We start from the raw sequence: 6,478 nt of genomic DNA, 5'->3' as shown, positions 1-6,478 counted from the left end.
ACCTGGATTAAGCAACTCTTTGAATTTCAAGGAGTTTCTCGTTCCGACTACGCTGGAAGTGGTGCGCATTATAAGGGGATTCAAGAGGGCGTCAAGGCTTTATTTCAAATCACTGAACATACATGCAAGTAGGTGTTTTGGCGGGCACCTTGCACCTCACCCTTGCAATTGCGCACTATATTGCACACCCACACCCATCATTAAAAGGATTGCCGCGCACAAATGAACACCCAGCCCCGCAGCTTGGCCACCATGCTGTTTCCTATAGGCCTGCTGCTTATCGCCATGGCATCGATACAGTCCGGTGCCTCCCTGGCCAAAAGCATGTTCCCGATCATCGGCGCACAAGGCACCACAACCCTGCGCCTGATCTTCGCCAGCATCATCATGCTTCTAATTCTGCGCCCCTGGCGCGTACGGATGACCACCAAGACGCTGCGCAATGTGATCATCTACGGCATGGCCCTGGGCGGGATGAATTTCCTCTTTTATATGGCACTGCAGACAACACCACTGGGCATCGCCGTAGCCCTCGAGTTCACCGGCCCATTGGCCGTAGCGCTTTTCGCGTCGCGGCGCGCCATTGACTTCCTGTGGATTGCACTGGCAGTCAGCGGCCTGCTGCTGCTGATCCCGGTCGGCCATGGCGGCCAGCCCCTCGACCTCACGGGCGCCGCCTATGCACTGGGTGCCGGCGTGTGCTGGGCCCTTTATATCCTCTTTGGCCAACGCGCCGGAGCAGAACACGGGATTCAGAGCGCAGCACTGGGTGTAGTGGTCGCGGCGATATTTGTTGCGCCGATCGGTATCGTTCATGCCGGCACCGCACTGTTGACACCTGCGCTCATACCACTGGCCCTAGGGGTCGCAATACTCTCGACCGCCCTGCCCTATAGCCTGGAAATGGTCGCCCTGACCCGCATGCCAGCCCGCACATTCGGCACTCTGATGAGCATAGAACCGGCCATTGGTGCCCTTTCCGGTTTATTGTTCCTGGGCGAGTTGCTGAGCGTAACCCAGTGGCTGGCCATTCTCGCCATCATTGCCGCATCAGTGGGTGCCACGCTGTCCATGCGCCGCGACGCGAAGCCCCCTGTTGCAGCCGACTGATTTGAGAAATATTTTCATTTGACCCGGAATTGGCCATTGTAGCGCGCAGTCCTGCTGATTAAGCTGTCACAAAACCATAATCTTTACGCTATCTACTTGCATGCACACGGATGTCAAAGGCTATTCAGGAAGAACCGAAGCGATAACGACAGGGTCAGACAACTGATCAACCCTGCATTTAAGGACAGGAATGAAACGTATTTTGCTCATCCTGGCCGTCTTGGCCATTGCCGGATGTGCCGCAACGGCCAAGACTGAGGTCAAAAAAGGGAAGAAGGGCCTGCACATCAACTGCTCCGGCCTCTCCTCATCCTGGGACAAGTGCTACAGCAAGGCCGCCACGGCCTGCAGCACACGCGGTTACAAGGTCATCGCCCGTTCTGGAGACACCGACGAAGAGCCGGGTGATTACCTCTTCGGCATCAACCCAGCCGGGTATACCAGCCGCAGCATGATCGTCATCTGCAAGTAAACAGAAAGGGCAGCTCGTGAGCTGCCCTTCTTTTATCTACTGCCCACCGCGGCTGCTCACAATGCTGCTGTGCGAGCTTCAAGCCAAGCCGATGCGTCGCCTGACAGCAGGGGAGCAAGGCGCTCGCGAACCGTCGCGTGGTAGCCGTTGAGCCACGCCAGTTCATCCTTGGTGAGGCACTCGGTGAGCAGGCAGCGTGCATCGATAGGGCATAACGTCAGGGTCTCGAAATCGAGGAAATCACCGAACTCACTTTTGCCCGATGCACGGTTGACCACCAGGTTCTCGATGCGCACCCCCCAAGCGCCAGGGCGATAGGTCCCTGGCTCGATGGAGCTGATCATCCCTTCCTGCATAGCGGTCTGCGGCGCGGTAGCAGCCTGATAGGCAATGACCTGCGGCCCTTCATGCACATTCATGAAATAGCCGACACCGTGCCCGGTACCATGGCCATAGTCGACCTGATCCGCCCAAATCGGCGCCCTCGCGATGGCATCGAGCAAGGGCGAAAGAATACCGCGCGGGAATGTGGCGCGTGACAGAGCGATCATACCCTTGAGCACCCGAGTGCAATCCTGCTTCTGCTCAAACGTCGGAGTGCCCACCGGAACCATCCGCGTGATGTCGGTGGTTCCGCCCAGATACTGCCCTCCCGAGTCGATAAGCAGCAAGCCATTGCCTTCAATGACCGCGTGAGATTGCTCGGTGGCACGGTAATGGGGCATTGCACCATTGGCATTGAAAGCTGCAATGGTCGAGAAACTCAGCGAGACGAAGCCGGGGCGCCGTGCACGCGCAGCACTCAGTTGTTCATCGATGGTCAGTTCGGTGATGGATTCCTTACCTTGACTCGCCTCAAACCAGGCGAAGAACTCACACAGAGCTGCGCCATCCTGCTCCATGGTGTGGCGTATATGGACCAGCTCATCTTCACCCTTGCGTGATTTGCTCAACGTGGTCGGGTTCGGCCCTTCAATCAGCGAAACCTGGGGGCCTAGGTTCTTGAGCAGGCCACAGGTCACGCGCGCAGGATCGACCAAAAGCCGGCCGCCGGCAGGTACCTGTGACAGCGCTTCGCCGATCTCCGAATAATCACGCACCTCGATACCATCGGCTTCCAGTACATGGCGCAAATGCGCGTCAAGCTTTCCAGCGCCAACGAATAAAGCGGCGCGCTGCTGGCTGATCAACGCAAAGGAAACGAATACCGGGTTGTAGGAGACATCACTACCGCGCAAATTGAACAGCCAGGCGATGTCATCCAGGGTCGCGATGAAGTGCCAGTCTGCGCCCTTCTCTTCCATGGTGCGGCGCAACTGGGCAAGCTTTTCCGACCGACTGACTGTGGCGTGAGGCGGCAGGTGCTGATACACAGGGTTACTCGGCAGCGCAGGGCGCTCTTCCCAAATCTCGGCAAGCAAATCCTGGCTGGTTACCAAGCGAATGCCGCGCCCCCTGAGGCGCTCCTCGAGCTGGCGCGCAGACGCCAGCGCCATGACCGCCCCATCCACGGCCACTGTTCCTTTGGCCGGGACATTGTCGCCCAGCCATTCCAGCGCACCCGGCTTACCCGGCTGCAGCTTCATGAGTTCGATGCCGCTACCCGCCAACTCCTTGATAGCTTGCTCCCAGTAACGGCTATCGGCCCACACCCCTGCAAAATTTGCAGTGACCACCAACGTACCCACCGAGCCATCGAAGCCCGACAGCCACCGCCGCCCCTGCCAGTAGCCCGGCAGGTACTCAGAAAGATGAGGGTCGGCTGAGGGCACCAGCAGGGCATCGACCCCCTCCCTGGCCATTACCTCGCGCACACGCATCAGGCGCTCGGGAACCCTCTGCTCACGGGTGGTATGAACGTTCATTCGCACTCCTGCGGTAACATCTTGGTTGATCCAGATGCACGATAATGGAACAGCCAACCTCACCCTGCAATCGCGACGACTGACTCGCGGCCTGCAAGCCATCGTTGCGCGTGCAAAGGAACAGCGGTTCCTGCCACTACGAACCATCGATCGCTTCCACCTGAACTTCCCCAAACCATGGGCTTCACAATCAGTACATTCATTGCAGACAGGCTGATGCCCATGCCCAGCACCTGCGAATCAAAAGCGGGGGTCGTCCTCCTCGATGCTCGCGATCACACCCCTGAGCACGAACACGCAGTGCACCTGAAGCTGGCTGATGGCCTGGCCGAGCTTCTAGGGTGCGCGCGAGCAACCCCTGATCTGCCACCCAAAGCCGCCGACCACTATTACTACCTACCCACTGAAACCCTCATCGACCCGCAACGTTATGCCCACCTCGGTATCCGAACGGAACATGACCTGTTCGGGGGCTTGGTCAGTCATCCTTATATGGCAACCAAAGCGATCTCCCACCCGCTGCCTGCCAATGCCACCTTCCCCCCAGGCTGGACTGACGACTTCGCCCGCCAGGCCAGCGATGCCCTGCTGTGCGGTTACACCGTATTCAGCAAAGCCGATGCCCGGCGGGCCGCGCAGTTACTGCTGCGCGATGGCTCAGTACGGCTCAAGCCGGTGCTGGCATGCGCGGGACGTGGGCAACAGGTGATCGTTCAACTGGATGAACTGGAACCATTGTTGGCCAACATTGATGATCAGGGCCTGGCCTTGTGGGGGTTGGTGCTGGAGGAGGACCTCAGTGAAGTGGAAACCTTCAGCGTTGGCCAAGTGCGTGTCGCCGGCCTGACCTGCAGCTACCTCGGCACCCAGCAGTTGACCCAGGACCACCAAGGTACCGAGGTATACGGAGGCTCCGACCTGCTGGTGGTGCGCGGCGACTACCAGGCCTTGTTGCAACTGCCACTGGAGGACCACCTGCGCCTTGCCATCAACCAGGCCCTGACCTATGAGCATGCAGCCGAGCAGCACTTCCCAGGCTTCATCGCCTCCCGGCGCAACTACGACATCGCCCGCGGCAAAAACCCTGAGGGCCACCTGCGCAGTGGCGTACTTGAACAATCCTGGCGTTTGGGTGGCGCCAGCAGCGCTGAGCTGCTGGCCCTGCAGGCCTTTGCCGATGACCCGGCACTGCAACGGGTGCGAGCCTCCACCCATGAAATATTCGGCACACCCAACCTTCCCACTGACGCCACCCTCTTCTATCAAGGAAACGACAGTGAACTCGGACAATTCTGCAAGTACGCGCGGATTCGCGAGTATGGCCATTCAGAGTGAAACCGTCGAATTGCAGGTCGACGACGACAGCATCGCCGGTACCTTGGTCAGCCCCGGAAGCAAGATGCCCGGGATCCTTTTCGTACATGGCTGGGGCGGTAGCCAGCAACGCGACCTTGCACGGGCCCGGCATATCACAGGGCTCGGTTGCGTATGCATGACCTTTGACCTGCGGGGCCACGAAAAAACCGAAAGCCAGCGCCTTACGGTTACACGCGAGCAGAACCTCAAAGATTTGCTGGCTGCTTATGACCGCCTGGTCAGCCACCCCGCGGTGGACAGTAGTGCCATCGCCATCATCGGCAGCAGCTATGGCGGCTACCTAGCCACCTTGCTGACCCTGCACCGCCCAGTGAAGTGGCTGGCTCTGCGCGTACCTGCGATGTACTGGGACGACGAATGGGACAAGCCCAAACAGACCCTGGACCGTCAGCGCCTGAAAGCCTACCGCCAGCGCCTGCTTGGCCCAGGTGACAATCGCGCCCTGGCTGCCTGCGCGGAGTTCGCTGGCGATGTGCTGCTGGTCGAGTCGGAACAGGACGACTATGTGCCGCACACCACGCTGATGAGCTACCGTTCGGCTTTCGTCAGCGCCCACTCGCTTACCCACCGCATCGTCGACGGCGCCGACCACGCACTATCGAGCGAGCAAAGCCAGAAAGCCTACAGTTCGATCCTCGCATCGTGGATCAGCGAGATGGTGATAGGCGCGCGCCTGGACCGCTATCCCCACTATGCCCCTTGGTATGCCTGAGGCGCGCCGACCTGGCAGTGCAGGCCACCGTCGACACCCCGCGCCAGGCTTCGTAACGCCTGATAAGCGGCAAAGTTGACGCTGCGCGCCTGATGTCGACGCACGATTTCGAGGAAGGGCTCTTCGACAAAAGACGCAGTTGCCGCTACCCAAGCCTGTCGTGATTGCCACTGTAGACACTGCAATACGCGGCTACCGTCATCGCTGGCCTGGATGCTGACTTCTTGCAGTCCCTCAAAACGCGAGGCCAGCTCCTCAGCGCGAATTACCAATGCGTGGGCAAGTGCCTCCTGGCGGGTGGCAGGCACTTCATATTCGATCATCTGGGTGAACCACAGCGGTTGCGGCATGGCCAACATGGGCAGTCTCCTTGCTCCGGACGCTTGCAGCGCGATGATCGGCAGGGTAAAACCTCCAGTTAACTCAAGGTCAAGAGCTTTTTCGCATGCCCAGACATACGCCGACCACCCACGAAAAGCTGCTCAGTGTCGGCCAACTGGCCGCGCGCAGCGGTGTGGCGGTAACCGCTCTGCACTTTTATGAAACCAAAGGCCTGATCCAGAGTTCCCGCAACGCCGGCAACCAGCGCCGTTACCCACGGGCGATGCTGCGCCGCGTGGCGGTGATCAAGATGGCTCAGCGCTTGGGCATCCCGCTGGCCAACATCGCCAGGGCCCTGGCGACGCTACCAAATGATCACATTCCTACCGCCGAGGACTGGCGACGATTGTCCGAAGGCTGGCGCGAAGACCTCGATCGGCGCATTGGCGAAATGATCCTGTTGCGCGATCAACTTGACGGCTGCATCGGCTGCGGTTGCATGTCGCTGAAGGACTGCCCGCTTCGCAACCGCCAGGATCACCTCGCCGGCGAGGGGCCCGGGCCGCATCTGCCCTGAACTACGCATTCATCCCGCGCACCGCCTATAACTAATGGCACCCG

At 59.7% G+C, this 6,478-nt stretch carries 7 protein-coding genes; 5 read left to right on the top strand and 2 right to left on the bottom strand.

The window, feature by feature from the left end:
- Window positions 1-222: 222 nt before the first annotated feature.
- Both rhtA and BLX42_RS18000 read left to right on the top strand, forming a co-directional pair.
- Window positions 223-1,110: a threonine/homoserine exporter RhtA gene (rhtA, locus tag BLX42_RS18005; protein ID WP_046785186.1), complete on the top strand. Its 888-nt coding sequence runs from the start codon at window positions 223-225 to the stop codon at window positions 1,108-1,110.
- A gap of 190 nt (window positions 1,111-1,300) precedes the next feature.
- A complete protein-coding gene (locus tag BLX42_RS18000) occupies window positions 1,301-1,582 on the top strand; it encodes a hypothetical protein (protein WP_039602547.1) in 282 nt (93 codons plus the stop codon).
- 56 nt (window positions 1,583-1,638) lie between these two features.
- Here BLX42_RS18000 and BLX42_RS17995 read toward each other — a convergent pair whose 3' ends face one another.
- Window positions 1,639-3,447, bottom strand: a complete 1,809-nt coding sequence (locus tag BLX42_RS17995) for an aminopeptidase P family protein (RefSeq protein WP_161872302.1) — start codon at window positions 3,445-3,447, stop codon at window positions 1,639-1,641.
- Window positions 3,448-3,663: 216 nt separating this feature from the next.
- Between BLX42_RS17995 and BLX42_RS17990 the strand changes: the two genes are divergently transcribed.
- Complete coding sequence (locus BLX42_RS17990) at window positions 3,664-4,782, top strand: DUF3182 family protein (RefSeq protein WP_161872301.1); 1,119 nt, start codon at window positions 3,664-3,666, stop codon at window positions 4,780-4,782.
- A complete protein-coding gene (locus BLX42_RS17985) occupies window positions 4,766-5,536 on the top strand; it encodes a S9 family peptidase (protein WP_046785188.1) in 771 nt (256 codons plus the stop codon). Before BLX42_RS17990 ends, BLX42_RS17985 begins: the two co-directional genes overlap by 17 nt.
- Here BLX42_RS17985 and BLX42_RS17980 read toward each other — a convergent pair.
- A complete protein-coding gene (locus tag BLX42_RS17980) occupies window positions 5,515-5,895 on the bottom strand; it encodes an antibiotic biosynthesis monooxygenase (RefSeq protein ID WP_115274323.1) in 381 nt (126 codons plus the stop codon). The genes BLX42_RS17985 and BLX42_RS17980 overlap by 22 nt on opposite strands.
- An 86-nt stretch (window positions 5,896-5,981) precedes the next feature.
- Between BLX42_RS17980 and soxR the strand changes: the two genes are divergently transcribed.
- A complete protein-coding gene (soxR, locus tag BLX42_RS17975; RefSeq protein ID WP_046785190.1) occupies window positions 5,982-6,434 on the top strand; it encodes a redox-sensitive transcriptional activator SoxR in 453 nt (150 codons plus the stop codon).
- Window positions 6,435-6,478: the final 44 nt, after the last annotated feature.

The organism is Pseudomonas sp. SG-MS2 (genome assembly GCF_009933855.1).
Taxonomy (GTDB): Bacteria; Pseudomonadota; Gammaproteobacteria; order Pseudomonadales; family Pseudomonadaceae; genus Aquipseudomonas; species Aquipseudomonas putida_E.
The sequence above is the reverse complement of the archived record's forward strand: the minus strand, read 5'-3'. Positions and strand labels throughout refer to the sequence as shown.

Coding starts and splice junctions, on each gene's coding strand:
- rhtA (WP_046785186.1), top strand. CDS start 223: ATGAACACCCAGCCCCGCAGCTTGGCCACCATGCTGTTTCCTATAGGC.
- BLX42_RS18000 (WP_039602547.1), top strand. CDS start 1,301: ATGAAACGTATTTTGCTCATCCTGGCCGTCTTGGCCATTGCCGGATGT.
- BLX42_RS17995 (WP_161872302.1), bottom strand. CDS start 3,447: ATGAACGTTCATACCACCCGTGAGCAGAGGGTTCCCGAGCGCCTGATG.
- BLX42_RS17990 (WP_161872301.1), top strand. CDS start 3,664: ATGCCCATGCCCAGCACCTGCGAATCAAAAGCGGGGGTCGTCCTCCTC.
- BLX42_RS17985 (WP_046785188.1), top strand. CDS start 4,766: ATGGCCATTCAGAGTGAAACCGTCGAATTGCAGGTCGACGACGACAGC.
- BLX42_RS17980 (WP_115274323.1), bottom strand. CDS start 5,895: ATGTTGGCCATGCCGCAACCGCTGTGGTTCACCCAGATGATCGAATAT.
- soxR (WP_046785190.1), top strand. CDS start 5,982: ATGCCCAGACATACGCCGACCACCCACGAAAAGCTGCTCAGTGTCGGC.